This window comes from Bacillus sp. RC240, assembly GCF_044907945.1.
Classification (GTDB): domain Bacteria; phylum Bacillota; class Bacilli; order Bacillales; family Bacillaceae_G; genus Bacillus_A; species Bacillus_A mycoides.
Map to the genome: position 1 here is coordinate 1 of NZ_JBIYCT010000004.1, position 26,793 is coordinate 26,793.

18 protein-coding genes and 2 riboswitches are annotated in these 26,793 nt (G+C 36.0%); of the genes, 11 read left to right on the top strand and 7 right to left on the bottom strand.

The genetic code is table 11. From position 1 onward, the window contains the following. Positions 1 to 290: 290 nt before the first annotated feature. Positions 291 to 456, top strand: a riboswitch (M-box (ykoK) riboswitch). A 354-nt stretch (positions 457 to 810) separates the two neighbouring features. The 3 genes from ABH955_RS15160 to ABH955_RS15170 all read left to right on the top strand — a co-directional run bounded on the left by ABH955_RS15160 (position 811) and on the right by ABH955_RS15170 (position 3,012). Further along, positions 811 to 1,536, top strand: a complete 726-nt coding sequence (locus ABH955_RS15160; protein WP_113937082.1) for a P-type ATPase actuator domain-containing protein — start codon at positions 811 to 813, stop codon at positions 1,534 to 1,536. 132 nt (positions 1,537 to 1,668) lie between these two features. Continuing rightward, positions 1,669 to 2,535: a 5'-3' exonuclease gene (locus ABH955_RS15165; RefSeq protein WP_113937083.1), complete on the top strand. Its 867-nt coding sequence runs from the start codon at positions 1,669 to 1,671 to the stop codon at positions 2,533 to 2,535. Positions 2,536 to 2,871: 336 nt separating this feature from the next. Then, positions 2,872 to 3,012, top strand: coding sequence for an FbpB family small basic protein (locus ABH955_RS15170; RefSeq protein WP_001228051.1), 141 nt, complete (start codon positions 2,872 to 2,874; stop codon positions 3,010 to 3,012). Between the two features lie 67 nt (positions 3,013 to 3,079). Here the strand turns inward: ABH955_RS15170 and ABH955_RS15175 are convergent, their stop codons facing one another. Beyond that, positions 3,080 to 18,112, bottom strand: coding sequence for a DUF7507 domain-containing protein (locus tag ABH955_RS15175; protein ID WP_404491290.1), 15,033 nt, complete (start codon positions 18,110 to 18,112; stop codon positions 3,080 to 3,082). Between the two features lie 122 nt (positions 18,113 to 18,234). On the opposite strand from ABH955_RS15175, the gene ABH955_RS15180 reads away from it, so the two are divergent. Beyond that, entirely contained in the window at positions 18,235 to 19,095 is an 861-nt protein-coding gene (locus ABH955_RS15180; protein ID WP_404491291.1) for a GNAT family N-acetyltransferase, read from the top strand. Between the two features lie 42 nt (positions 19,096 to 19,137). On the opposite strand, the gene ABH955_RS15185 is transcribed toward ABH955_RS15180, so the two are convergent. Next, complete coding sequence (locus ABH955_RS15185; RefSeq protein ID WP_002186259.1) at positions 19,138 to 19,698, bottom strand: cysteine hydrolase family protein; 561 nt, start codon at positions 19,696 to 19,698, stop codon at positions 19,138 to 19,140. A gap of 182 nt (positions 19,699 to 19,880) precedes the next feature. Between ABH955_RS15185 and ABH955_RS15190 the strand changes: the two genes are divergently transcribed. Continuing rightward, positions 19,881 to 20,141 carry a DUF6123 family protein gene (locus tag ABH955_RS15190; RefSeq protein WP_001195213.1) on the top strand — a complete coding sequence of 87 codons (261 nt, stop codon included), beginning with the start codon at positions 19,881 to 19,883 and terminating at the stop codon, positions 20,139 to 20,141. 2 nt (positions 20,142 to 20,143) lie between these two features. Here the strand turns inward: ABH955_RS15190 and ABH955_RS15195 are convergent, their stop codons facing one another. The 3 genes from ABH955_RS15195 to ABH955_RS15205 form a co-directional block, all read right to left on the bottom strand. Further along, the gene (locus ABH955_RS15195) at positions 20,144 to 21,049 is read right to left on the bottom strand and encodes a DMT family transporter (protein WP_404491292.1); all 906 of its coding nucleotides are present in this window, start codon (positions 21,047 to 21,049) and stop codon (positions 20,144 to 20,146) included. 13 nt (positions 21,050 to 21,062) lie between these two features. Beyond that, positions 21,063 to 21,449, bottom strand: a complete 387-nt coding sequence (locus ABH955_RS15200) for a reverse transcriptase-like protein (protein ID WP_002011911.1) — start codon at positions 21,447 to 21,449, stop codon at positions 21,063 to 21,065. A 70-nt stretch (positions 21,450 to 21,519) separates the two neighbouring features. After that, positions 21,520 to 22,392, bottom strand: coding sequence for an aldose 1-epimerase family protein (locus ABH955_RS15205; RefSeq protein WP_404491293.1), 873 nt, complete (start codon positions 22,390 to 22,392; stop codon positions 21,520 to 21,522). A gap of 131 nt (positions 22,393 to 22,523) precedes the next feature. Further along, positions 22,524 to 22,568, top strand: a riboswitch (PreQ1 riboswitch). 6 nt (positions 22,569 to 22,574) lie between these two features. On the opposite strand from ABH955_RS15205, the gene ABH955_RS15210 reads away from it, so the two are divergent. The 3 genes from ABH955_RS15210 to ABH955_RS15220 all read left to right on the top strand — a co-directional run bounded on the left by ABH955_RS15210 (position 22,575) and on the right by ABH955_RS15220 (position 24,060). After that, positions 22,575 to 23,063, top strand: a complete 489-nt coding sequence (locus ABH955_RS15210) for a QueT transporter family protein (protein WP_404491295.1) — start codon at positions 22,575 to 22,577, stop codon at positions 23,061 to 23,063. A gap of 148 nt (positions 23,064 to 23,211) precedes the next feature. After that, the gene (locus ABH955_RS15215; RefSeq protein WP_404444739.1) at positions 23,212 to 23,871 is read left to right on the top strand and encodes a ribonuclease H family protein; all 660 of its coding nucleotides are present in this window, start codon (positions 23,212 to 23,214) and stop codon (positions 23,869 to 23,871) included. Between the two features lie 12 nt (positions 23,872 to 23,883). Next, positions 23,884 to 24,060 carry a zinc-finger domain-containing protein gene (locus tag ABH955_RS15220; RefSeq protein ID WP_002011906.1) on the top strand — a complete coding sequence of 59 codons (177 nt, stop codon included), beginning with the start codon at positions 23,884 to 23,886 and terminating at the stop codon, positions 24,058 to 24,060. Between the two features lie 33 nt (positions 24,061 to 24,093). On the opposite strand, the gene ABH955_RS15225 is transcribed toward ABH955_RS15220, so the two are convergent. Both ABH955_RS15225 and cspB read right to left on the bottom strand, forming a co-directional pair. After that, positions 24,094 to 24,342 (bottom strand): DUF2564 family protein, encoded by a 249-nt coding sequence (locus ABH955_RS15225; protein WP_002011905.1) that lies wholly within the window; start codon positions 24,340 to 24,342, stop codon positions 24,094 to 24,096. A gap of 119 nt (positions 24,343 to 24,461) precedes the next feature. Beyond that, complete coding sequence (gene cspB, locus ABH955_RS15230) at positions 24,462 to 24,659, bottom strand: cold shock-like protein CspB (RefSeq protein WP_002011904.1); 198 nt, start codon at positions 24,657 to 24,659, stop codon at positions 24,462 to 24,464. Positions 24,660 to 24,919: 260 nt separating this feature from the next. On the opposite strand from cspB, the gene ABH955_RS15235 reads away from it, so the two are divergent. The 3 genes from ABH955_RS15235 (at position 24,920) to ABH955_RS15245 (ending at position 26,732) form a co-directional block, all read left to right on the top strand. Beyond that, positions 24,920 to 25,648: a YqcI/YcgG family protein gene (locus tag ABH955_RS15235; protein ID WP_404444734.1), complete on the top strand. Its 729-nt coding sequence runs from the start codon at positions 24,920 to 24,922 to the stop codon at positions 25,646 to 25,648. Positions 25,649 to 25,786: 138 nt separating this feature from the next. Next, on the top strand, positions 25,787 to 26,419 hold the full coding sequence (locus ABH955_RS15240; RefSeq protein ID WP_002086541.1) for a LysE family transporter: 633 nt from the start codon (positions 25,787 to 25,789) through the stop codon (positions 26,417 to 26,419). Positions 26,420 to 26,438: 19 nt separating this feature from the next. Continuing rightward, entirely contained in the window at positions 26,439 to 26,732 is a 294-nt protein-coding gene (locus ABH955_RS15245) for a hypothetical protein (RefSeq protein ID WP_002086539.1), read from the top strand. Positions 26,733 to 26,793 lie beyond the last annotated feature (61 nt).

Consider the following 26,793-nt stretch of genomic DNA (forward strand, 5'->3'; position numbering starts at 1 on the left):
GTCTTCAAACGAAAAACACCTCCATTGAATTTGCATACTTAGTATGCGAATTCAGGAGGTGTTTTTTTCATGTACCACTATTCGGGTTCACTTCATTTTAACGTAAGGGTTTTATTTTTCATGTGCTAATTTCTTGCAATATGTGTTCAATTAATTTATGTAGCCGAACGCTGAGCAGAATACGTATTAGTGTACTAAACTCGAGATAGTTGTTGTAATAAAAGGAAAAGTTTCCATACAAAGTGTTGACATCTATTTTAAATAAGAGTAACATTTTCTATGTAATTATAATAAGTCTCTGTTAGGTGAGGCTCCTGTATAGAGAAATGCTACTGCCCAAAAATGTCGAGAGACGCCAATGGGTCAACAGGAATGATCGAATTAAGGTTTTTCTTAACGTAGCTGGTAATGAACCTATGCTATACAGTGCTAAAACTCGGCGAGGGAGAGGTCCGTAGATTTCTAATTGTATTATATTAGGAATCGCTTATTTGTGTATGCAATGACCTTTGCTCTCTTATGAGTAAGGGTCTTTTTTGTTAGCAAGCTATGAGTAATTTCATAGTATAGATTATAACTAAAAAATTAAAGAGGAGGTGAGGAGCATGTCAAATTCTGACTCGGTTCCGTTACCCATATACTTCAAATCAAAAATATATGATGTAGGCAGGAAACGACTTGTTCCTCCCTCTATATTTATCGTAATGTAGCGTTTATTCGAGTATTTAAGCGTTAGACACTTTCACGGTAAAGTGGATAAATTGAGAAACAAAGTGTTTCTTCCTATGTTGTAAAGGAGGAGACGATAATATGTTATATGTAAATAAAAGTGTGGGTAACACTTCGTATAAATTAAGTAAAAAAGCAATGAAAGAACAAACAATGCTTCAAAAAAATAAAGATTTATTAATTGAAATCGCAACAAGAGATGTAAAATCTGTATTTGCGTATTTTAAAACAACAAGAGACGGACTATCTATGAAAGAGGCACAAAAGCGTATTCAAGTATACGGTCGAAATGAATTAACTTCAAAAAGAGCGCGTATTGCGGAAGTAATGATGAAGCTAAGTGGAATGATCCCAGGTCTTTCAAAACAAAATATGGGTGATGAATTACAATGTGAAACAGTTACTGTTTCTAGAGTAGAAGCCTCTAGCGTAACAGGGCTAAACAGTGAACTGAAAATGATGAAATTACCAATACAAGAGCTTGTACCTGGAGATATGATTTTTCTTTCAGAGGGCGATACAGTGCCGGCAGATGTACGTATTATTTATGCAAATGATTTATTAGTAAATGAATCTATGCTGACAGGAAATGATGCTAGTATTGAGAAATTTGAAAGTTGCTATCATCTTGAACGTAAACGATTTATTCCATTAAAACGGATGAAAGACTATAATCCACTTGAACTTGAAAATGTATGTTTCAAAGGTACGTATATTGTTGACGGAAATGCAAAGGCTGTAGTTGTTTCGACAGGTAAAAATACGTATTCAGGAATACTTCATACTTGCTGTGGTAGAATGTCTTAATGTGTTAATGATGCTAAATATACAAAAACAATGTATAATAGACAAAGTTGAACAAAAACGTAGAATGGTAATCTATATATAACCTTACGTGATAACGTGAGGTTATTATTTTTTGTTAGTAGGAGAGGAATTATGAAAAAAGTATTATTAGTTGATGGTATGGCACTATTATTTCGTGCTTTTTACGCAACAAGTGTATATGGACAATTTATGAAACGACAAGATGGTACCCCGACGAATGGGATTCATGGTTATATGAAGCATTTATTAACAGCAACACAAGCAATCGAACCAACGCACATTGTAACGTGCTGGGATATGGGAAGTACGACATTTAGAACGGAATCTTTCTCGAATTATAAAGCAAATCGTGCAGCACCGCCGGAAGAATTAATTCCGCAATTTGATTTAGTGCAAGAAATGACTGCGAAATTATCTATGCCTGTAATCGGTATGAAAGGTTATGAAGCGGATGATTGTATCGGTACGCTTGCAAAACAATATTGCAATGAAGCGGAAGTTTATATTTTGACAGGTGATACAGATTTACTTCAACTTGTTGATACGAATGTTACAGTTATGCTTCTTCGTAAAGGAATTGGAAATTACGAGTATTACACACCGGAAAAAATCATGGAAGATAAAGGTGTAGAACCTTGGCAAATTGTTCATGCGAAAGCTTTCATGGGAGATACAAGTGATAATTATCCGGGTGTAAAAGGTATTGGTGAAAAAACAGCGTATAAGCTTATTCAAGAATACGGGACAGTATCGGCAGTGCTAGAAAATATAGCATCATTAACGAAAGCGCAGCGCACAAAAATTGAAAGTGATTTAGAGAATTTAAATATCTCTTTACAATTAGCGCAAATTCATTGTGAAGTTCCAATTTCATGCTCGTTAGAAGAAGGGTTACACACAATGGACGAAGAAAAACTACGCTTTGTTTGTAACGAAATGAATTGGGGAAGACCTGAAATATTAATTAATATGCTTTAAAGAGCATGGAAAGGTTGATCAAATATATTTTTGATTAACCTTTCTTTTTTTGTTCACAAAGTTGTCAGAAAATAAACGGAATTTTCATATGAAGTTCAAATGGAATTCACAACAATCAACTATTATAAGGACACACAGATAAATCCTTATCCCGCATTAACGGGAGATAGGACTTCTATCTCAGTATTATAGCTGAATAAAGAGTGATGATGGAAGAGTAACTCCCTGTAAAAGCCCGATTGATGTAGGCTAATAATTAGTGAGGGTAAATCCTCTCATTGATTAAAGTTTCAAGTTATCTTTTATATAAACCATCCCCCAAGGAGGAAAATAAACATGCGAAAAAAAGTGAGAAAATCCTTTAAACAATTATTAATAGAAAATAAACAATCCCTACTAACTAATAAAGAGAATATGAAAGAAATTGAAGAACGGATTGAGAAACGACATGTAGCATATAGTGCTGCTAGCAATTGATAATTTTGTTTATGAAAAAAGCTTGTAGTTTGGATATTATCCGAACTACAAGCTTTTTCTTTTTTGATTAACGCCACCAAATCCAAGTCCAAAAGTAATTTCGTATATTTCGAGGAGTAATGCGTATGAAACGTTCACCGTCAAAGAAACAATTTAAATTTGGAAGTGTTTCATCTGGATTTTCTGGAATAAAGGTGACGATGTTTTCGTTACTTGTAATGGTTACTGTGATTGGTGGATCGGTAGGAGAGACTTGAAGTTGTAAAGAAACGTTTGCCGTGTTTTTAAATTCATTATTAATAGGTGGACTTATCACTTGTACTGTGAATAACACGATAATTGTTTCGTTCGGTTCCAAATTAGTAGCGACTAGGAAACCGATATTCGGATTCGCTAGTGGAGAGCGTTCCCCATTAATGAAGACCGTACCGTTCATAAATTGTAAACCTGCTGGAATGGTGTCTTGTAATGAAATATTTGAAAGTGAAATCTCGGAAGTATTCGTAATACGCACTGTATAATCAAAATATTGGTTTAAATAAGCAGAGCTGACGGAAGCATTTTTTATCACTGCTGCCGTTATAAATTGAACTGGTATACGAACAATATTCGAATTAACAATGAAAATAATAATTGGATCCTGTGGTGTCAATTGGAAAGCAGCTGTAACTGTTGCGGAATTGATAATTGTACTGTTTGAAGGGATAGAAGTTACGAGAACTTTAAATGTTATAGTTGCTACTCCATCTGCCGATAAGGAACCAATGTTAATACCAGTGTCTGGTCGAATATTTGGAACCGAAGTACCGTTAATTGTTACACTGTTTTCTATAAATGTTGTACCAGCTGGAATCATATCTAAAACGGAAGTACTTACTGTAGGAATTGGGGAATGATTAAATATCTCTAATGTGAATGTAATAATATCTCCTATAACGACAGAAGATTTGTCAGCGTTTTTCTCAATGCGCACCATTGGATCAACGATCGTTGTTGTAACGGTATTTGTTTGCTTTGTAATTGTAATAGGTGGTTCGGTTGGATCGACGATAAACGTATAGGAGATAGTAGCATCGTTATTGATAGCAGATTGAAGAGTCAAAGAAGATATTGTTACTTGGAACGTAACGACAACAGATTCATTAGGAGCAAGGTTTCCTAATGTAATACCGTTTTCGGGATTCGCATTAGGTTGATTGATTCCGTTAATCGTAACACTACCAGTAACGAAGGTTGTATCTACTGGTACAGTGTCTACAATAAGAAAATCGTCAATAGTCACATTGCCACTATTAGTAATAGTAATTGTATACGTTAAAGTTTGACTAGGTAATGCATTCGTGGCATTAACAGATTTTATGGCAACGACATTATCATTTTGGACAGTTGTTGTCACAGTATTTGTTGTAGTCGTATTTGTAACAGGTAAGTTATTTGGATTGACTATATAGTTAAATGTAGTAATTGCTTTGTTGTTGAGCTCATTTGGTGTTGGAATAGAAGTTACAGTTACTTGGAATGAAGCGATAGTATTTCCACCTACAATTATAGTGCCAATTGGTATGCCGCTTACTGGATTAACTCCCGGAAGAGTTTCTCCGTTGACAATGACGCTATTTTCTATAAACGTAGTACCTTGAGGAATAATATCTTGAATGATTACATCATTTGCTGCAACATTACCAGTTTCATTTAATGTAATCGTATACGTTAACGTATCACCAACCGTTGCAAATGCAAGGTCAACAGCTTTATTAATATTCAAATTCGCATGATTAATTTCTGTTACAGCAGCTGATGAAATAATAGTTTCGGTAATAGGTGGTTGGTCTGGTACCGTGTATTCATATTCAATTGCACTCGTGTTAGAGATTGGATTTGTTTGCGGAATCGAAATAACCCGGACTTGGAATAGAATAGTTGCTGTCGTATTAGGCGGAATGTTATCAATTGGTATACCGCTAAGTGGATTGTCATTTTGCCGAGCGTTGCCATTTACAATAACGCTATTCTCTATAAAGCTCGTATTTGCTGGGATGATATCTGTAACGATAATGTTTTCCACTTGTATATTTCCGTTATTTATGATGGAAATTGTATAAGGGATAATAGTTTGTAGGTCAGCGTATTGGATTGGCGTTGTTTTTGTCGCAATTACATTAGCAGAAATAACTTCAGTGAAGGTAATATTACTAGTCGATATTTGTTCTTCCCCGTTTATTGTATAGCGGGAAGCTGATTGATTTTGAACATGGCCGCTAGCTGGAAGAGCTACGACGGTAACAGAAAATGTGACTGGGATAGAAATGTCAGGAGCAATCGTTCCTACAAGTATACCGGTACTTGGATTGGCGTTAAGCTGCGGAATGTTATTTACTAAAACGCTACCGTCTATAAAGGTTGTTCCATCAGGAATATTGTCTGTAAATACAACAGCAGTAGCATCCGTATTCCCTGTATTCGTTAAAGTTGTTGTATAAGTTAAAATGTCACCAATCGTTACAGAAGTTAAATCAACAGTTTTCAGTGAAACGATATCAGCGTCATTAATTTGAACGAAAGTAGTATTGGAAGTAGTAGATTTTTGAATTGGTGCAAAGTCAGGATTGAAAATAAAGTCGTAGACGATGTTTGCAGTATTAGGTGCTGGATTTACAGCAGGTAAATTCGTAACGGAAACTTGGAATGTTATTGTTGTCGATTGACCTGACGCGATATTAGCAATGGGAAAGCCGATATTCGGATCTGCTGCAGGAAGTACAGTATTGTTAACTATTACACTTCCCGGAATAAATACTGTTCCATCTTCTATAGTATCTGTAAAAAAGATGGAGTTAGCTGTAGTGGATCCGTTATTTTGGATTAATACTGTATATTCAATGATTTCATCAATATTAGCTAATACTTTATTAGCGGATTTTGTAGCGATAAGAATAGCGTCAATAAATTGTATATTTGTACTATTGGAAGAGGTCGTTTCTGAAATTGGTGGTGAGCTTGGATCCGGTTGATATTCATAGTGAATGACAGCGATATTATTAATGTTATTTTGAGAAGGTATAGAGACTACATTTACTTGGAACGTAACAATAATCGTATTATTTGGAAGGATAATATCAAGGGTGATTCCGGTAATTGGATTTTCGTTAGGTCTTGGTATGCCATCTACAAGGATGCTATTTGGAACGAATGTGGTGCCAGCTGCAATTGCGTCAATTAGGAGAGTATTTGTAATAGGTACTGTACCAGCGTTTGTAACTGCGACTGTATATGTGATGATTTGACCGATGCGTGTAATGGATCTATTGGCGGATTTAATTGCACTAACATTTGCCGTCCGCACTACCGTGTTTACTGCATTTGATAACGATCTACGCTGAATAATCGGAGAGCTAGGGTCAATTTGGTATTCGTACGAAGTGTCTGAAATATTAATGACTGTATTGCCGGACGGTATATTTGTAAGTTGTACTTGGAATGAAATAGTGACTGTTTCATTTGGTTGTATCGTGCCGAGAGTTACTCCGTTTTCAGGATTCGCGCCAGGCTGAATCACATTATTTATTGATAAGCTATCTTCAATGAATATAGTACCTTCTGGAATGTTATCAATAAACACGGTATTGTTAGCTGGAATGGTTCCTATATTTTGTAGTGTATTTGTGTAGGTAATAATTTGCCCAATTGATACGAAAGTTACATCAGCGCTTTTAACAGAAATAATATTTGCATTTTGAAGTGATGTTGTAACAATGTTAGAGTTTGCAGAGCGATTCACCGGTGGAGCTGTAGGAATACTTACATATTGGTAATTTGCAGAAGATTGATTTACAATTTCGGTTTCAGTAGGTGGATTGTTTGTTTGCACTTGAAATAGTATCGTTTTTGAACTATTTGCTGGAATCGTTCCAATCGGTATTCCGTTTTCTGGATTTACACCTGGCTGCAGGACACCGTTAATTGTGACACTATCGGGAACGAATGTAGTCCCAGCTGGAATAGAATCTGTAAAAATAATATTTATTGCGTCAACATTGCCGATATTTTTCACTTCAGAAATATAAAGTATAGTTCCGCCAATATCTACAGTTATTGGATTGGACGTTTTTGTAATTGTCAATTGTGCTTGCACAAAATTTGTAATGACAATATTACTTGTAGATGTTTCAGTAATAGGCGGCTGGCTTGGATCTGGTTGAATTGTATATGTTGTATTGGATTGATTTGTAATAGAATCTTGCGAGAATGAATTATTAATAAGAATTTGAAACGAAATAAGGTGAGTAGCGTTTGCTGCAAGGTTAGGCAAAGTAACACCTACGTTTGGATTGGCACCAGGTATAGCTGTTCCGTTAAGTGTAAAACTATTTTCTACGAATGTAGTCCCATTTGGAGTAGAATCTAAAAATGAGAGATTAGTTGCTGAGATATTTCCGTTATTTTCTAATGTTATCGTGTAGGTCAAAATATCGCTAGTTGTTGCTTGTTGTGCATTGACTGCTTTTAAAGAAATGATAGTCGCATCTGAAATTTGTGTGGATGCTGGATTAGAAGTAATTGTACGAGAGATGATAGGAGAGGTTGGATCGGCGATAAAAGTATAGTCAATACGGGCTGTATTAGAAATTGGATTCACGCTTGGAATGGATTGAACGATAACTTGGAATGTGACGGTGACGATTTCTGACGGCGCGATGGCGTTTAATGGTATCCCTACGTTTGGATCGGAACCTGGAACGGAAACGCTATTAATGGTCACGCTATTAGGAATAAATGCAGTTCCTTCTGGGACCAAATCTGTTAAATTAACTGTATTTGCAGTTGTATTTCCGTTATTTTGAACGACTACTGTGTAAGTGATTGTACCGTTAGTAGATTGTACGAGAGAATCTGTATTTTTAATTACGGATAACGATGCATCAACGACAGCTGTATTAACCGTATTAGATGAGGATGTTGCTGTAACTGGAGGTTGACTTGGATCGACAATATACGTGTAACTTGTAATGGCTTGATTTATAATCGCCCCTTGCGGTGGAATAGAACTTGCAAGAAATTGGAACGTAATAGTAGCAAAATCACCTGGTGCGATAATACCAACTGGAATACCGAGAGTTGGACTTGCATTTGGAAGTGACATTCCATTTAACGTAACGCTATTTGGAACGAATACTGCACCTACAGGAACTCCGTTTATGAGCAATACAGAATTTGCAGGGAAGTTTCCGGTATTTGTTAATGTTGCTGTATACGTAATTATATCTCCGATGGATACGATTGATCGATTTGCTTCTAAAACAGTAGTAACGGTAGCGTTATTAATTTGTGTTGAAGCGCCATTAGAATTTATTGTGCTTGTAACAGGAGGAGCTGCCGGGTCAACAATGAATGTGAATTGAATAGATGCAACGTTTGTAATTGGGTTTGAAGGTGGAGTAGATGCAACCATGACTTGGAAAGTAACAGTTAAGGAACTGTTCGTACTAACGGTTCCGATATTAACCCCGTTATTTGGATCTGCCCCTGGAATGATACTTCCATTTACAGAAAAACTATTTTCAACAAAGGTCGTTCCAGCTGGAATAAGATCTGAGAAATTTAAATTGGTAGCGTTTGTATTGCCGCTGTTTTGAATCAAAACTGTATAAGTGATTGTGTCTCCGATATTTGCAAAGGCTGTATTAGTAGTTTTTACAGCTGAAAGTATCGCTGAATTAATAGAAGTAACGAAGACGTTCGTTTCCACATTGCCAGGCTGGGCTTGTAATGAATTGCCTACGTTATATTGGAAGTTAACAAATCCTAAGTTTTGGAGTTCAGCTGTGAACGTTGTTGGATTACTTATTATTTGGACTTGGAACATAATTGTTACGATTTGATTTGGAGTTATTGTATTTATGCCAACACCGCTAATAATAGAAGCGGATGGTAATGGAGTGCCATCAACAACAACTGATCCTGCAACAAATTGTGTCCATGTTGGTAAAGGATCTGAAAAAATAACGTTGTTAGCAGGAATATTTCCTGTGTTCGTAATAGTAGTTGTATACGTAATCGTATCACCGATAGTTGCAAAAGCTTTATCTCCTATTTTAATAGTGTTTAAAATAGCACTTTCAATTTTTGTTGTAACGTTGTTAGAAGTAATATTTTTTGAAACTGGAGGATTTGCTGGATTAACGATATGTTGGAAGCTCACACTAGCTTGGTTGGAAATTGGATTTATAGGCGGAATTTCATTGGCATTAATATGAAATGCTACGATGACAGATTGGTTTGGCGCGATATCACCAATTGGAACACCTGTAATTATATTTGCATTTGGGATGCTAATTCCGTTAAGTGTAAAACTATTCGGTTCAAAGGAAGTTCCGGCTGGAATAAGGTCGGTAAAAATAACATTCGTTGCACTAACATTTCCGCTATTTGTAATTGTAACCGAGTAGACGATATCCTGCCCGATATCTACCGTTTCCGCATTTGAATTTTTTTGTGCAGTAAGGATAGCGCTATTAATTTGGGTTGTCGTTGTATTCGATTGATTGGAAGTTGTAATAGGTGACTGGCTAGGATCAACGACATAATGATATGTGGTAGAAGTAAAATTAGAAATTGGATTAAGTGTTGGAAGTGTAGTAACAGTTGCTTGGAATGTAACGATTGCCGTATTACCCCCATTAATTGAACCTATGTTTACACCAGTAGACAAATCAGCGTTTGGAATGGTTTGCCCATTAACTGTGAAACTGTTTGGAATGAAACTTAAATTGCTATCAAGAATATCGATAATAGTTACATCAGTTGCAGCCACATTCCCTGTATTAGGAAGGCTAAGTGTAAATGTTATTGTATTACCAACATCCGCAAAAGTAAGATTTGCTGTTTTTGTACTAATAATATTTGCGTTGTTTATTTGAAGAAGTGTAGTGTTGGAGCTAGCTGTATTCGATACCGGCGGATTACCTGGATCAACAGTAAACTCATACGTCGTTGATGCTGTATTTGGTGCTGGATTACTCGGTGGGATGCTGTTCACTGTAACTTGAAAGACGATACTATATATTTCATTTGGTGGAAGTGCTGCGAGTAATACACCTGTATTTGGATTCGCATTAGGTTGTAAAACGCCATCGACAGTTAACGTGCTAGGAACAAATGTGAGTCCACTTGGTAATACATCTGTGAATACAATATTAGTTGCATCCGTATTGCCTACATTGGCAATAGAAGTAGTGTAAAAAGCAGTTTGCCCGACATCTGCAAAGGATAGACTTTCATTTTTCGTCATAGATAATATAGCTTCTCTAATTTGTGTTGAAACAGGATTACTAATTGAAGTTTCTGCATCAGGCGGTGAGACTAATTGGTACGATGTCGATGAGAAATTTACAATTGGATTTTCAGTTGGTAATGAGGTCACGTTTACTTGGAAGGAAACATTTACTGTAGACCCAGCTGTTATAGGCCCAATATTTACACCGCTCGTTGGGTCCGCACCACTTTGAGAAACCCCGTTAATAGAAAATGAGTTTGCAATAAAAGTAGTTCCGCTCGGCATTGTATCTGAGAAAATAACATTTTGTGCGGATGAGTTTCCATTGTTTGTTAAAGTAACAGTATAGGTGAGTGTGTCTCCAATACGACTAAAGGATTTATCGACTTGTTTTAATGAAAGAATGGTAGCTGTATTAATTGTAGTAAACGTTGTGTTTGAAGTAACATTTCTTGAAACAATTGGTGCATTTGGATCAGCGATAAATGTGTAAGAAGCAGTAGCGGAGTTGGCAATGGGATTTTGAACAGGGGTGGAAGTAGCGGTAACTTGAAATGCTATAGATATTGAGCTGTTAGGAGCAATTGATCCAATCGTTATACCTGTATTAGGATTAAGACCAATTTGTGTGATGCCATCTATTGTAATGCTATCAGTAATAAACGTTGTACCATCTGGAATAAGGTCAGTGAAAGTAATGTTAGTTGCATTTGTATTACCACTATTCTTTAAAATGGTCGTATAGGTAATGGTATCACCTAGTGTTACAAGCGTTTGATCGACTGATTTTACCATCGTTATCATGGCATCTAGTACAGGATTTGTAACGATATTCGTTGAAGTAGAAGTTGTAATAGGAGCTCCGCTTGGATCAACAGTATAAGAATATAAAATTGTGTCATTATCCATAATCGAGCTTGAAGGGGGAATAGAAATAACATTTACTTGGAAAGTAACAGTTACTGTTTCACCGGGTGCGATATTTGGTAAATTTACTCCAAGTGCTGGTTGCGCACCAGGTTGCTGAACTCCATTTACTGTAACTGAATTTGGTATGAATGTAGTGCTAGCTGGAATAGCGCTTGTGAATGTTATATTCGTTGCTGCTGTATTCCCTGTATTTGTAATAGTAGTGGTATACGTAATCGTATCTCCAACAGACACTATAGATTTATCAGCACTTTTTGTTGTAGTTAATATTGCACTATTTATTGTCGTAGTAACGGTATTAGATGAAACGGTTTGTGTTATAGCGGGTTGACTTGGATCAACAATATGCTGAAATTGTATAGAACTAGAATTAGAGATTGGATTTATACTTGGAATGTTTGTTACAAGTACGTTTATCGTAATAGTAGCCGTGCTACCGGGATTTATATTTCCAATCTGAATTCCACTCGCTGGATTTCCAATTTGCTGTGTACCAGAATCGCTTGTAAGAGTCCCGGAAATAAATGTCGTTCCATCAGGCAAAATATCCGTGAAAATTATATTTTGTGAAGTGACATTTCCAGGGTTATTTAATGTAATTGTATAAGAAATTGTATCGCCGATCGTTGCGAAATTTTTATCCGCGGATTTAACCGCTACAATTTCCCCGGAATTTATTTGTGTCGAAACAGAATTGGATGTTGTACTTCGTGAAACGAGTGGTAAATTAGGTCCTGTCATAAATTGATAATTAATAGAAGCACCGTTTACAACCGGTGAGTTTGGTCCCCCAGGCCCAATTGTGAAAATTGGATTTGGAATACTAACTACTTGCACGCGGAAGGTGACGTTTATAAAATCTCCTGCAATAATATCTCCAATTGGTATCCCATTCGCTGGATTTACTCCAGGTAATAAAACCCCACCTACTCGAACGCTATCTTCTATAAATACTGTATTATTTGGAATCGGATCTGTAAAAATGATATTAATAGCAGTCGTGTTCCCTATATTTTCTAATAAAACAGTATACGTTAAAAATGAATTTCCAGGTGCTACGTCAGAAAAGATACGATCCACGCTTTTCGTTGCTTGAATGATTGCTTCATTTATTTGAACTAAGACCGGATTACTAGTAGCCGTTTCTGTAACAGGCGGCTCGGTAGGGTCAATAATGATAGAGTATGTTGTACTAGATTGGTTCATCGTAGGGTTTGAATCTGGTATTGAACCGACAATAGCTTGGAAGCTGATGGTTGTCGTTCCTCCAACTGGAATGGGGTCTAAAGGAACCCCGTTATCTGGCCTAAATCCGAGTTGTGGGGTGGTATTAATTTGTATGCTATCAGGAACGAATGAAAGTTCAGGTGGTAATATATCGATAAAAACAGGTGTGTTTGCAGTTGTATTTCCGTTATTAGTGAGAGTAGTTGTATACGTAATTGTATCGCCAACAGCAGCAAATGCACTGCTCGCAGTTTTTGTTGCGATAACGGAAGCAGTATTTACTTGTGTAAAAGTTTTATTGGATTTAACTGTTCGTGAAACAGGTGGTTCATTAATATCTACAATAAAACTATATTGAAGCGATGATTTATTAGGGATTGGATTAGGATTTGGAATCGTTGTAATGTTTACTTGAAAGCTGAGTATAACTGATGCATTTGAATTTATGTTACCGATATTGATACCATTTTGTGGATTTGCATTAGGAATAGTTGTTCCATTTACTGTAAAACTATTTGGAATAAACGTTGTACCATCTGGAATTAAATCTGTAAAAATAACATTGTTTGCGGTAGTGTTACCGGAATTAGTAATGGTAGAAGTGAAAGTAAGTGTATCTCCAATAGTAGCGAATGTTGAATTGACAGTTTTATTTATAGATAGAGTAGCATCAATAATTGGAGTAACCGTTGTGTTTGTAATTGTACTACCAACAGCAGGTGATTGGTTTGGGTTCACTGTATATTCATAATTTACAAGGGCATTATTTGTTAATGTGCCACTAGGCGGTATCGCTAAAATTTGTGCTTGAAAAGCAATAAATACAGTATTACCTGGTGGAATATCTGCTAAGTGAATACCAAGTGATGGATCTAATCCTGGTTGTGGAACATTATTGATAGTTACGGAGTTTTGGATAAATGAAGCTCCTGCGCCAAGCCCATCCGTTAAAACATTTGCACTAGCAGGGATATTACCTGTGTTTGTAACTGCAATCGTATAGGTAACGATATCTCCAATTGCAGCTGTCGGTGTATTCACTGATTTAGTAGCGACGATCGTAGCGTTATTAATTTGAGTTGTTATTACGTTACTTAACGCATTGGCGGATGCTGGAGGTAAGTTAGGATTTACGACATATTGGTACGTTGTATTACTTTGGTTCGGGATTGGATTTGGACTAGGGATGGAATTTACTATTACTTGAAATGAGATTGTTGTATTTGTATTGGGGTTTATTGGATCAATTGCTACGCCATTTGCTGGATTTATATTAGGGAGTGTAGTACCATTTACTGTTACACTATTTGGAATAAATGAAGTCCCACTTGGAATGGCATCTGTAAATACTATATTTGATGCAAGTGTATTCCCGTTATTTGTTAAAGTAGTCGTGTACGTAATAATATCATTTACGTTAGCAAACTGTTTATCTGCAGATTTTGTAGCGGCAATTGAGGCGTTATTAATAGTTGTCTGTACCGTGTTAGAAGCCACCATCTGCATTACAGCTGGCTTGGATGGATCGTACGTATATTGGAATGTTGTGCCTGATTGATTTGTAATCGGATTTACAGCAGGGATAGTTGGTACAAGAACCTGGAATGCAACGGTTCGTGATGAATTCGTTCCTATCGTACCGATAAAAATACCGTTAGCAGGATTTGCATTTGCTATAGGGACATTGTTAATCGTTACAGTATTAGGAATGAACAGGGTACCCGCTGGAATGATATCTGTAAACGTTACATTAGAAGCAGGGATATTCCCGTTATTTGTTAAAATAGTCGCATATAATATGACATCACCAACATCAGCGAAATTTGTGCTCGTTAGTTTTGTAGCAACAATATTAGCAGTATTAATTTGTGTAGTTACTATATTACTAGTAGCGTTTTTCACAACAACAGGTAAATTTGGATCAGCGATAAAGTTATATTGAAGTGAAGCGCTATTTTGAATTGGATTTGGTGAAGGTAGCCCATTTGCACTTATTTGAAAAACAATCGTTGTAAAACCACCTGCAGGAATGGAGCCGACTTGAAGGCCGGTACTTGGGTCTGCACCTAGCTGTAAAGCGCCACCTATAAAAATACTATTTGGTACGATAGTGGTGCCGAGAGGGATTATATCGGTAACAACAACATTGTTTGCTGTAGTATTGCCAAGGTTAGCTAAGGAAATTGTATATGTGATTGGTTGCCCGACATCGGCAATAGTTAAATCTACCTCTTTGACAATAACTACATTTGCTAAATTAATTTGTGTACTTACAGTATTACTTAAAGATGTTTCTATAATTGGTGGATCACCTGGATTTAGAACGAAACTATACTGTGTACTCGATGAATTAGTTGTTGGATTTTGGGCTGGTAAAGCAGTGACAGTTACTTGATAAGAAACGGTAATTAATCCGCTAGCAGGAATAGAAGGTAACAGGACACCGATATTTGGATCTGCATTGTTTTGCAAAACGCCATTAATAAGAAAAGTATTTGGAATAAAGGTAGTACCATCTGGATTTATATCTATGAAAGTAGGATTATCAGCAGAAACGCTTCCTGCATTCGTTAAAATAACGGTATAAGTTAATATATCTCCAACAGTAGCGAACTCTCGATCCACTGATTTTGCCGAAATTACATTTGCATCATTAACTTGGATAAATGTAGTGTTTGTAGTTGTGTTTGTACTTACAGGAGAAGCGTTTGGATCAACGATAAAGTTATAGGAGATGGAAGCGCTATTCAAAATAGGATTAGGATTTGGAATACTAGTTATTAATATTTGGAATGAAGCTGTAATTGTAGTATTAGCATTGATGCTACCAATATTGATGCTAGCCGGTGTTGCGCCCGGCTGAGTAACACCGTTAACTATAACACTGTTCGGTACAAAGGAAGTGCCATTCGCAATGGAATCGGATAGTAATACATTGTTCGCTGTAACATTTCCATCGTTTGTAAGAGCAAAGGTGTAAGTTAATACATCTCCAACTTCCGCAAACGTTTGACTTACAGATTTATTAGCATGAAGATTTGCTAGTCTAATTGTTGATGTAACAGAATTAGAATTTGCTGTTTTTGAAGTTGGTGGCAGGCTTGGATTTACAGTGTAAATATAAGAGGAGAAAGCGTTATTAATGATAGGGTTTTGTGCAGTAATGTTAATGACTGTTACTTGGAAGGATAAGGTGAAAGTAGCTCCACCAGGAATTGTGCCGATAGGTAAAGCAACGAGAGAATCTACATTTTGCAAAACTCCGTTGAGCGTTACAGAACCTAATGTTAATATCGTTCCATTTGGAAGTGGATCTGTTAGTTGAACGTTATTGGCGGCCGTATTTCCATTGTTTGTAATAAGGATTGTATAACTTATCGTTTCGCCAATTGTGGCAAATTGTTTATTTGTAGACTTTGTTAATGTTAAATTCGCATTGTTAATTTGAGTAGTAACGACGTTAGAAGAAATGTTTTTCATAATGGGTGATTGGCTAGGGTTAACGGTGTACTGATAAGAAGCGCTTGATCCGTTAGATATGGCATTTGACGCGGGTATTGTGTTTACTACTACTTGAAATGAAACACTTTTGGTTGTGCCAGTTGGGATGGATCCTATGTTCACACCATTAGCGGGATTAGCGCCAACTTGTGTCGAGCCATCTATTGTTAAACTGTTTAGGACAAAAGTTGTTCCTGTAGGAATGACATCTGTAAAAATAACATTGTTCGCATTCGTATTACCTGTACCTGTAAAGGCAACAGTGTAAGTCAGGGTATCGCCAATATCTGCATAGTTTTTATCTACTGCTTTCGTCATTGTTACAGTAGCATTATTCACTTGAGTGGAGACAATATTTGTCGTATCAGTTCCACTTACTGCCGGCTGATTTGGTACAGGAATGTATTGATATGTTGTTGTACCACTATTTAATATTGGATTTGTTTGGGGGATAGAAGGAACGAATACTTGAAAGGAAATAGTAGTAGTAGAATTTGCAGCAATAGATCCAATTGATATACCATTAGCGGGATTTGCTCCAGCTTGAGTAACTCCGTTAACAGTTACACTCCCTGGAATGAAAGTAGTCCCGCTAGGAATCGGATCTGTATATATAACATTAGTTGCAGCGATATTTCCTATATTAGCTAAGGCAATACTGTAAGTTAATGTTTCACCAATATCGGTAAAAAGTTTGTTAACTGATTTTGTGCCATTAATATCTGCGAGGTTAATTTGTGTTCCTGCAGAGTTACTTGTTGCAAGACCGTTAAAAGTCGTTCCTCCGGCAATCGGTGTATATTGAAATGTAATATTCGCAGTGTTAGAGATAGGATTTTGACTTGGAAGAGAAACGACAGTCGCTTGGAAAGCTACTGTACGAGAAGAGCCATTATTAATTGTCCCCAGAGATATACCGGCGACCGGATTTGCGTTTGTTTGTGGTACGTTATCTATCGTTACGCTTCCAGGTATAAAGGAAGTACCGTTAGGGAGAACATCTGTAAAAGTAACGTTATTTGCAGGAAGAAGCCCGGTGTTAGGAACAGTAACTGTATAGGTTAGAATATCTCCAATTGTAGCGACACTTTTATTCACGCTTTTAGTTGCTTGTATATTAGGTGAGTTTATATTGATTTGTAAACCGACTGTATTTAACATATATGCATCCCCGTTAGTAGTTAAACGAATTGAGGCAGATACTTGGGAATTTGTTAAATAAGGAGAAATATCAATGGAAGTAATGTCCCATCCTTGTCTTCCAGCGGAGATATTTGTACTTGTAGAGGCACTCTGGTTTCGCGTTCCAAATGTACCAGTTGTATCTAAGTTCCCTGCAGCATTATTAATTTGAGAACCGAAGAAATTATTAACAGCATTATTTGGCCCAGATAATGCATTTAATGAACTGAAATTTGGTCCAAATAAAGCTTGATCCCCAGTTAAATCAGCATCCCCTTCAGTAGAACTTAAAAATAATCTCCCGCTTACAGGTCCCCCGGCAGGTGTTAAAAACCCTGAGACAGATACATCTGCACTACCGGTTTCTACAGAAACGCGGTTACCAGCTACGTAAATTGTTAAATTTCTTGCGGGTAAGGAACCGTTTTGATAAGCGACAATAAGCGTCCATCCTGCAGAATTAATGGCTCCATTAGAAGCGTCTAAAGGATCTACAAGTCCAGGAACAGAACCTGTTGTATAAGATCCAGATCCAGCAGCTTGAACGAGTGACGTTACATCCGCTGATCGTGTGTAAAATCCAAATGTGACAGATCCAGAAACGAATGTTTGATTTGAAGCTGTAACAGCCGAAGGGGTAATTGAGTATGTTGACACAGGTGTTGTAAAAGAAACGGGGTTTCCTAATACACTCGTAATGTTTTGATCCCGAGATAAATAGTTTCCACCCCAAACGAGTTCTGCGTAAAGAATAGTACTACCAGCAGGGATATTCAAAATAGCGGTAGAACTATTTTGTGTATAGTTTAACGTTGTACCTGCAGGAAAAGTAGTTACTTGTAAAGCGGTATTCGTAGTTACGAATGCACCAATTGCACCGATTGTACCAGCACGGTTTAGATTGCTAATTTTACTTAAACCTAGTGTGTTTCCTGTAATAGCGAGTGCGCCGTTAGTGGTGGTAGAAAATCGATTCGTAATGGGCATGTTGTCACCTCATTTACAATATAGTCTTGGTCAAAATAGGATATGTGTGTGAGTGATAAAGGGAAACATGTACAAGTTGATTCATGCAGAATGGTTCAAACGTCTAAAGAAGGAGATGGGGAATGATTGAAGTGGAGATTAGGGTGGAGCGTCTTAGGAAAGGGAAAATAGAGGATATTGTAGCATTATCTTCTCATATTGGCTGGGATTACAACAGAGAGGAAATTGAGATGATTTTGAATACGGGTATAGTATATGGTGTAGTAAATGAGAGAGAAGAGCTTATTGCTAGCGCAGCAATTATACTATACGGGGAGACATTAGCCTCAATTGGAATGGTAATTGTACATCCAGATTATAAAGGAAGAGGGATTGGAAAGATAATAACGGATTTATGTGTTAAAAGCGTATTAACTCAAACCCCCATTATGCTTATTGCCACGGATGAGGGGGAAATTTTATATGAAAAACTAGGATTCAGGGCTGTTAGTTATGTTTCTAAATACATATGTAACTCGTACAATGCGAATTACCATTGTGTAGGAAATGAAGAGTATATTGTGAATTATGAGGAACGTGATTTAGAAGAAATAATACAAATAGATAAAGATGCATTTGGAACAAATAGAGAAGAGTTTTTAAAGTATCGAATTATTCAAAGTGAACAATGTATTGTTACAAAGGATGCACAACAAAATGTATTAGGTTACGGTTTAAGTATACAAACGCCAGAAAATAAAATAATAGGGCCGGTCGTTGCTAAAAATGATGCGATGGCAATGAGAATGGTACATTATTTAGCAAGAGAGCATCATGGTAAATTAAGAATTGATGTACCAGAAGGAAAGAAAGGTTTCATGAAAGAATTAGAGATTACTGGTTTTCAAAAGGTTAATACCCCACCAATTATGATAAAAAATAGTGATCAAATTTTGAAAAGAAATGGAGAACTATACAGTATTGCAGCGCAAATTTTTGGATAAAAAAGAATCCTTTTGTGAAAAGGATTCTTTTTTATAGCCATATTAATCGCGATATTGATCATGAATAGGTTGAAAAAGGTCTTCCTCGACATCTCTAACCATTGAAAAATGATCAACGTTATAATGTCCATGTAGAGTTTTATTATGATGACCAATAATTTGCTCTGCAGATAACACGTTAGAATCAGTTGTGGAATGACCATTTTTAATTAATGTAACGTCAAATCCTTGTACAGTTGCTGTTCTAACGGCGGTATCGATGCAATGTTCTGTTTTACATCCACCGATAACGATATGGCTAATCTTCTCTTCTTTTAAAAGTTCAAGTAAAGAAGTGCCATAGAATGCGTTTGTTGCTGCTTTATTAATAAGGATTGCAGACTGAGGTACTTTAATTTGATTATGTACTTCAAATCCTTCTCCGCTACCAGAAGCAACATCGATATCTCTTACGAAAACAATAAGGGCATTTGAATCTATTGCTTTCTGTACGGCTGTATTTAGTGTAGATAATAGCTCGGTTTTACGAAAAACTTCATTTTCTTGTTCATTTCCATCCATTAATTCTTGCTGAGCATCGATAATTAATAGTGCTTGTTTCATTCGATATCCCCTTTAATATAAAATAAATTCCACTTTACATATTCTTTTATATTGTAAGGAACTCCTCTTTTTTCTAAGAAGTAGACGATAGATTTACAAAGTTGTCAAATAAATTTCATTCTCATAGAGTATAAAAACATGTATGATAGGAAGTGGAGAATTTTTGAGTAGGTGGGAATATCATGCAAACAGTAGAAGATTATCTTTCATTCTTACATACGAAAGGATTTAAATTATCAGAGGAAGCACAAGGATTTATTATGTTCGGACAAGGATATACTGGTGCATCTGATGGGATTGTGAACGTAGCAATAGAAGCGACGATTAAACATCAATTACAGTTTGATGGCAGTTATTTTGTTGCGTTATTAGAACGATTGAAAGAGGAAGAAATTACAGATAAAAAAAGCGCTAAGGCTTTTATGCGGAAGTTACAAGCATAACTTCACGCAGCCTGCGCTTCTTTTTTTGTTTTGGAAGGTAGCTCAACAAAAACCATGCCTAGGAAAATACATAAACAACCGATAATGGCAGAAATAGAAAGTTGTTCGTTTGCAACTAGAACGCCTGTTAATGCTGCAAAAACAGGCTCCATTGCGAAGATTATTGCTACTCTCGTTGGAGAAGTGTGTTTTTGTGCCGATGTTTGAATGAAAAAAGCAATGGATGTCGCAAATAGGGAAGTTAGAAATAGAGCGAATAAAAAGGATTGATTCGTCCATAGTGAAACTGAAAATAATTTTTCCCAATCTTCAAACAAAAAAGCGCAAATAGAAGAAAATATACCGACAGCTAATACTTGAGAGGTGCTTAGTAATAAAGGTGATATTTTCTTAGAAAAGAAACCGTTAACAAGAATATGGGCAGCAAAAGCAACTGCACAACCGAGAACGAGTATATCTCCAATGTTTAATTGAAAAGAATCACCAGCCGTTAATAAGTATAAACCTGCTGTTGCTACAGCAATGCCCATTACGATAAAAATGGTAGCTTTTTGTTTTAAAAAGATAAAAGACAAAATTGGTACCATAACGATACTAAGCCCTGTTAAGAAACCAGCTTTTGAAGAAGTTGTATAAAGTAAGCCGAATGTTTGTAATACATAGCCAATACATAAAAAGAATCCAACAATTAATCCAGCGAAGCTACACTGTTTTATATCTTGTTTTGAAGCTCTTTTTGAGAAAATCATTTGAACGAATAATAAAATAATTCCAGCGAATAAAAAGCGAATACCATTAAAAGTAAATGGACCAACGAAAGACATAGCATTTTGAACGACAACAAACGTAGCTCCCCAAATAAAAGAGACAAATAATAAAGCAAGAGGAGCAACCCAATCTTTTTTCACACTCATACCCCCGTTAATTTTGTAAGATAGCTTTTCTAGCTAATTCATCAGCAACTTTATTTTGACTACTTGGAATCCACTTAATAAAAAAGAGATCGAAACTTTTTATGTACTGCAGTGCTTCCTCTAATAGTGGTGCAAATATTTTATTTTTTGCGTATTCTTTTTCGACAGCTCGCTCGACAAGCTGCGAATCGGTACGAAAAGAGACAATGTTATAATTATGCTCCGTGCAATATTTTAATGCCGCAAGTAAAGCGTGGTATTCTGCTTCATGATTGGACATTGTCCCAAGGGGCAATGATAACTGTACAGCTGGTTGCACCCCTTTAATAAACACTCCTGCACCAGAAGGACCAGGATTTCCTTTTGATGCACCATCAATATATACTTCAATCAAAATGAGAAACCTCCAAATTATAAGATGATCCCCTACTTATATGTTTCTTTGAAGTAGGGGATAGAGTGACTTAGCCGATTGTAATACTATAACGACATGTAAATGTTTCATTCGTTTGTAAAGATTGAATTCCTTTTTTTTCCTTGAAATCTTTTGCCGGATTTACTTCATCAGCAATCCCGTACCAAGGTTCAATACATAAGAAAGGTGCGTTCTTGCCTGGTGTCCATACACCGACAAATGGGAATCCGTCAAATTCTACTTTTACAAATTTATTATGTTTATGAGAACGAATAGAGATTTCATCCGTATTCATATTTTCAAAAATAAGTGCATCATTTTTGAATAAATCGTATGTAAGTGGTAATTCATTCGTATTTTCAGCGATTAATTGCTTTTTACTTGAAAGATAAGGTCCTTCTAATACGCTTGTTTCTAAGCGTTCAGAACCATTAAATGATAAATGATAATCTGTAAATGATTCGCCCTCTAATAAGGGGAAGTTGAAACCAGGATGTGCTCCGATTGAGAAGAACATCTCTTTTGAAGTAGGGTTATTTACTTCATATGTTACATGAACGATTTGTCCATCTAGCTCATAAGAAACGAGTAATTCGAATTCGTATGGGTATTTTTTTAATGTTTCTTCATTACTAGTAACAATATAAGTAATATTCGTTTCACTTTGTTCTTTTACAGAGAATGTAAGATCACGAGCAAAGCCGTGTTGTGTTAAAGAATATGGTTTACCATCTACGTAGTATGTATTATCTACTAATCGGCCGACAATTGGGAATAAAATTGGTGCGCGGCGCCCCCAATAAGTAGAATCGCCTTGCCATAAGTATTCAGTGTTATCTTCTTTTAAGCGAACGCTTTGTAATTCTGCACCTTTGTCAGAAATGGAAACGATCACTTTTTCATTTTGAATTGTTGCTGTCATGAAGTGAAACCTCCTAAATCTTTCATATGTTTTATTATACGTTGTCCAAAAGAAAAAAGGTAGTAAATGATAGGAATCTATTGACGAAAGAGTGCCTATTGCGTAAAATATAATCTTGTTGCTTAAAAACGAATAACGTGGTTCGAAACCATCCCACGTAAAAAAACTAAGGAGATTTTGTCATGAATATAAGAACATTAGTCGGTAATGGTATTTTAGCGGCATTATATATTGCTGTTTCTATGCTTATTCAGCCATTTGGCTTTACGAGTGTACAGTTTCGTATTTCAGAGATGTTTAATCATCTCGTTGTATTCAATAAGAAAGCAATTTACGGGATTGTATTAGGTGTATTTTTAACGAATCTCTTTTTCTCACCTATGATCGCTTATGATTTAGTATTTGGAGTAGGGCAATCAATTCTTGCATTACTTGCAACTATTATTTCTATGCGCTTCATTAAAGGTGTTTGGGCTCGTATGATTTTTAATACAGTTATTTTTACATTCACAATGTTTATGATTGCAATTGAACTTCATCTTGCGTTTGATCTGCCATTTTTATTGACATGGCTAACTTGTGCAGTTGGTGAATTTGTTGTAATGGCAATTGGTATGCCTGTAATGTACTGGATTAATAAGCGAGTGCAATTTGAAAGATTTATGCAATAGATGAAAGAGCTATTCCTATAGGGATAGCTCTTTTTGTATGTAATCACATTGAATATAATGCTGTGACTCTTGATACAATATAATAAAATAAAGTGAGGCTTTCATTAGCTGGCTACATATAAGAAGTCTTATAAAAGGGGAATCTAGTATGAAATATAAAATTCATTGGTTGTATAAAACGAAGCGCGGTTTGCAGACGGAATTAACGACAGATTATATGAACATAGAAGATGTACTGCAATTTGCAGAGGATTTTGAGAAAACAGGTAGGGTGAAAGAACTTTTATTTTTCGATGAAATGGACGCGGAATGGTCATTAAAAGAAATGAAAAAACTGAGTAAGCAAGTGGAGGAAGATCCGCAAGAAATTCAAGTTTATTTTGATGGTGGTTATGATGTGCAGACGAAAGAAGCTGGGGTTGGTATATGTGTATACTATAAAAAAGGAAATACAAATTACCGAATTCGTCGCAATGCATACATAGAAGGCATATATGATAATAATGAAGCGGAGTATGCAGCATTATTATACGGGATGAATACACTCGAGGAATTAGGAATTAAATATGAAGCAGTTACACTTCGTGGAGATTCTCAAGTTGTACTGCAGCAATTAGCTGGTGAATGGCCTTGCTATGATGAACATTTAAATCATTACTTAGACCAAATTGAACAAAAAGCGAAGCAACTGAAATTAAAGCTTATTTGTGAACCGATATCTAGAAAACAAAATAAAGAGGCACATCAATTAGCAGCGCAAGCATTAGAAGGGACGACAATTGATAGTCATAAAGAAATAACCGAATAGAGAGGTGCACACGTGAAGAAGAAGCAACTCATTACAGAGGTAAATGACTTATTAGAAACGTATTGCGGAGGATGTTTCCTGCAGGAACATAATCGGAAAAATCATAGTAAATACTATGCCCATTCTTTTTGTATACGGCAATGTACGGTTGGAGAGAAGTTGAAAAAGTATGGGGAGCAATTGTCATAAAAAAACATCCAGAGAATTTTCTCTGGATGTTTTTTAGTGCTTTGCTTCGTGTAATTGATGCTCGCATTTACTTAATTTTTTTTCTTCATTCATTAGAAATGGCTCATCTAAATCCGTTGCAACGGATTTCATGATTTCAAGCTGAGAACGAGCCGATTCTACTGCAGTAGTGGCATGCTCTAATGTGTCTGGATCCATTGAAATTGTTGCAGAACCTACCATTTTTTGTGCAGTTTCTACACGGAATTTTACTTCTTCAAAATCATTTACATGTGACCCCATTGTTATTGCCTCCTTTGTATTTTGCGCATTTCACATAGTTTTTGCTCTGGAAAACGGAAATATACAAAGGAATAACAAAGGAGGTTACCAAGTAAGGTAACCTCCTGTCATATGTGGGATTAAAGTTTTGCTACGTTAGCAGCTTGAGGTCCACGGTTTCCTTCAGTAATGTCGAAAGATACCTCTTGACCTTCCTCTAAAGCTTTGTAGCCGTCGCTTTGAATAGCAGAGAAATGTACGAATACATCTTCAGAGCCTTCCATTTCGATAAATCCAAAACCTTTTTCATTGTTAAACCATTTTACTTTTCCTTGCATGTCACAATTCCTCCTAAAAACGATTCCTTTTTTCATTTAGTGAAATTCATTAAAAAATAATATAAATAAAAAATGCTATATTCTCGAATATTCTGCCAAATGATTAATTTAAATATACATGAATTGGTAGAATTTAGTCAAGTAAGCGTTTTTAAAATTTTGTATTTTGAATTAATTTTTTCTCGAATTTTTAAAAAGGTATAGGACAAGCCGAGTATGTAATATTCTTAAGTGAATGCTGTACATAATGAGGTGAAAGAATGGATGAGTCTTATTTATTAGATAATGAAGGGATGAAAAATAGAGCCGACATACCGAATTGGGTTGCAAAAGAATTTCATGATTTTTCGAATGTCGTGCTAGAACCAACTTTTCCGTGTTATTTCGGTTTAACAGCTTTGAAAAAGAATGAACTTCGTTATTCATTTCTCTCTCATAATGATTGGGGGCATTTACCCAATACAATGTTATCTTTTTTGGAGTTAATGAAAGAACGGCCAATTGTAAGAAGAGGCTTTTTTCTTTTTGTAGAGCCGGAATGTGAAGAGAAATCAATCGAATATTATCGAGATTATTTTTGGAAAGTACTACAATATTTACATGAAAACGATGATCAAACATGGCCGAAGCAAATTCCTGAAGATCCAGATCATTATTTATGGGAATTTTCATTTGGTGGTGAACCGATATTTGCGTTTGGAAATGCGCCGGCTTATAAACAGCGAAAGACTAGGCATTTAGGAAATTCTCTCGTTATTGGATTCCAGCCACGAACTATTTTCGAGGGATTAGAAGGAGATCGTCCTAAAGGGTCGTATTCAAGACAAATGGTCCGTGAACGAGTTGAAAAGTGGGATCAGTTGCCGAAGCACCCTAACATTAGTCACTACGGCGATCCTAATCATCGTGAATGGAAACAATATTTCATAGGGGATGATATTGAGCCGGTTAAAGGTAAATGTCCTTTTCATCATAGAGTAGAGAAATAAGAGCCATCAACTGATGGCTCTTTTGTATATTTTGGATAAAAAAGGGTATTGTATTAGTGAATAATTTTTATGAAAGCTAGTCTATTTTCTATATTTGCATCATTACTTAATAGTAAAAGAAGTAGAAAGGATAGAGCGATGTTTGGAGCAATTATACAACAAATAGTATTGGGTATTTCATTAGCTGCGCCGGTAGGTCCAATTAATATTGAAATGTTAAAACGTGGAATTGAACGTGGATTTTGGCATGCGTGGATTGTTGGAATCGGAGGAATGACTGCTGATATTTTGTTTATGCTTCTTATTTATTTTGGTTTATCTTCTGTGTTTATGTATACATATGTACAAGCTTTTATGTACTGCACTGGGTTTTTCCTGTTATTTTATTTAGGATTTCAAAGTGTAAAACAAGGAATCTCCCACTCGAATATGGAATATAACAAAGAAGAGGTAGGTGGACTTAAACAATCTTTTATGGCGGGATTTTTAATTGCGATATCCAACCCATTAAATCTCGTTTTTTGGTTTGGTATATACGGAAGTACACTTAGCTCATTGCTTACAAAGGTAACGAAACAAGAAGCTTTTTTGTACAGTCTTTGCATTATTGTTGGTATTATTTTGTGGAACTTAAATATTGCTTTTTCTGTACATTTTGGAAGAACTTTATTAAAACCAAAAGCACTTGGCTATATTACAGCCGGAGCAGGTATTATTTTAGTAGGATATTCCATCCATTTTGCATACAAAGCTTTACAGTTGTTCACATAAGATTGAAGGGGAGATTTTTATGTATCGAACCACTATTGACGGAAAAGAAATTATCATCACGTTAGCACCAAAAATCCGAAAAGAAATTACTGACAGGAACCCATTATATGAAGCGGTATTTAAAAATGCAGCAAGGTTACTGCAAACGAAACAACCAACGTTTGCGGTAAATCATGAAGTATTTGGTCTCATTATTGGAGAAGTACAAAGAGGAGAAGTAACAGTGTTTGCAGTAGAACACATTATTCCGAAGCAAAATATATTTGGTCCGAACACTTTTTTCTCGGCAATAGAACAGCAGGCAAATTTGTAAAGTGAATAGAATAAAATAGAAAAAAATAGTCGTAACGATATGTTACGGCTGTTTTTTTGGA

Bases quoted from the DNA above. Each gene is read 5' to 3' on its own strand.
- ABH955_RS15210 (WP_404491295.1), top strand. From the start codon at position 22,575: ATGAATATAAGAACATTAGTCGGTAATGGTATTTTAGCGGCATTATAT.
- ABH955_RS15205 (WP_404491293.1), bottom strand. From the start codon at position 22,392: ATGACAGCAACAATTCAAAATGAAAAAGTGATCGTTTCCATTTCTGAC.
- ABH955_RS15185 (WP_002186259.1), bottom strand. From the start codon at position 19,698: ATGAAACAAGCACTATTAATTATCGATGCTCAGCAAGAATTAATGGAT.
- ABH955_RS15180 (WP_404491291.1), top strand. From the start codon at position 18,235: ATGATTGAAGTGGAGATTAGGGTGGAGCGTCTTAGGAAAGGGAAAATA.
- ABH955_RS15215 (WP_404444739.1), top strand. From the start codon at position 23,212: ATGAAATATAAAATTCATTGGTTGTATAAAACGAAGCGCGGTTTGCAG.
- ABH955_RS15160 (WP_113937082.1), top strand. From the start codon at position 811: ATGTTATATGTAAATAAAAGTGTGGGTAACACTTCGTATAAATTAAGT.
- ABH955_RS15245 (WP_002086539.1), top strand. From the start codon at position 26,439: ATGTATCGAACCACTATTGACGGAAAAGAAATTATCATCACGTTAGCA.
- ABH955_RS15225 (WP_002011905.1), bottom strand. From the start codon at position 24,342: ATGGGGTCACATGTAAATGATTTTGAAGAAGTAAAATTCCGTGTAGAA.
- ABH955_RS15240 (WP_002086541.1), top strand. From the start codon at position 25,787: ATGTTTGGAGCAATTATACAACAAATAGTATTGGGTATTTCATTAGCT.
- ABH955_RS15190 (WP_001195213.1), top strand. From the start codon at position 19,881: ATGCAAACAGTAGAAGATTATCTTTCATTCTTACATACGAAAGGATTT.
- ABH955_RS15165 (WP_113937083.1), top strand. From the start codon at position 1,669: ATGAAAAAAGTATTATTAGTTGATGGTATGGCACTATTATTTCGTGCT.
- ABH955_RS15170 (WP_001228051.1), top strand. From the start codon at position 2,872: ATGCGAAAAAAAGTGAGAAAATCCTTTAAACAATTATTAATAGAAAAT.
- ABH955_RS15235 (WP_404444734.1), top strand. From the start codon at position 24,920: ATGGATGAGTCTTATTTATTAGATAATGAAGGGATGAAAAATAGAGCC.
- cspB (WP_002011904.1), bottom strand. From the start codon at position 24,659: ATGCAAGGAAAAGTAAAATGGTTTAACAATGAAAAAGGTTTTGGATTT.
- ABH955_RS15175 (WP_404491290.1), bottom strand. From the start codon at position 18,112: ATGCCCATTACGAATCGATTTTCTACCACCACTAACGGCGCACTCGCT.